Here is a 1,141-nt window from a genome sequence, read left to right as displayed (position 1 = left end):
CCCGGCCCTCCCGGACGCGGTCGAGGTAGTTGCGGACCAGGGCGTTGACCGCGCCGGGGTACAGGAACGGCTCCCCGCGCATCGTGGCCCGGCAGGCTTCGACCAGATCGCGGTCGGCGACCGACTTCAGCACGTACCCGGAGGCGCCGGCGCTGAGCGCCTCGAAGAAGTACTGCTCGTTGTCGTACATGGTCAGGATGAGGATGCGCAGGTCCGGCAGGACGCGCGAGAGTTCCCGGGCGGCCTGGAGGCCGGTCAGCCGGGGCATGGCGATGTCGAGGATCGCCAGATCGGGGCGGAGGGCGCGGGCCTGCGCGACGGCCTCCGCCCCGTCGTCGGCCTCGGCGATGACGACGAGATCGGACTCCCCGTCCAGGATGAGCCGCACCCCGCGCCGCACGAGCGCGTGGTCGTCGGCGAGGAGGATGCGGGTGGGCGGCTGCTCGGCCTGGCCCTTGGGCTGGTTCCTGGGCTGGTTCTTGGACTGGTCGGTCATGAGGTCAGGGCGTCCGGTCGGGGTCGGGGGCGGCTGGGTCGAGGACGGCTGAGCGGAGGACGTCGGGTTCGGCGGGGGAGTCCGGGGCGGTGTCGGGAGCGGCGGCGGTGGCTCTCGGGTGGGTGGGGACCGGGACGGCCAGGGACACCGTCGTGCCCCCGGCCGGGCCGGGTCCCACCGTGAGGTCGGCGCCGATCAGCAGGGCGCGTTCCCGCATGCCCCGGATACCGGCGCCCTCGGGCGCGTCGCCGATGCCCTTGCCGTCGTCCCGGACGATCAGCCCGACGCCGGACGGGGTGCGGTGCAGGGCGAGTTCGGCGTGCTGGGCGCCCGAGTGCCGGGCGGTGTTGGTGAGGCCCTCCTGCGCCACCCGGTACAGCACGAGTTCGGCGTCGCGGCCGAGCGGCGGCAGATCGGGGTCGAGCCGGTGCCGTACCGAAAGGCCCGGCTTGGTGAACTCGGTGGCGAGCGCCTTGAGGGCCTTGGCCAGGCCCAGCTCGTCCAGGACGCCGGGTCTCAGCCGGCGCGCGATACGGCGGATCTCGTCCAGGCTGCCCCGGGTGGTCTCCTGCACCTGGTGCAGTTCGGCGCGCATCTCCGGCGGCCCGTGGTCGGCGACCCGCTTGAGTTCGAGGAGGACGGCGG

The 1,141-nt window shown here is 74.1% G+C and carries 2 protein-coding genes; both read right to left on the bottom strand.

What is annotated here, in order from left to right; all coding sequences use genetic code 11:
• On the bottom strand, positions 1–496 hold a 496-nt coding region (locus ACFY9I_RS42620), incomplete at its 3' end, for a response regulator (protein WP_391012946.1).
• 4 nt (positions 497–500) lie between these two features.
• A partial coding sequence (locus tag ACFY9I_RS42615; protein WP_391012943.1) for an ATP-binding protein occupies positions 501–1,141 on the bottom strand: 641 nt, incomplete at its 5' end.

The organism is Streptomyces sp. NPDC012510, assembly GCF_042955065.1.
In the GTDB taxonomy this organism is placed as follows: domain Bacteria; phylum Actinomycetota; class Actinomycetes; order Streptomycetales; family Streptomycetaceae; genus Streptomyces.
The sequence above is the reverse complement of the archived record's forward strand: the minus strand, read 5'-3'. Positions and strand labels throughout refer to the sequence as shown.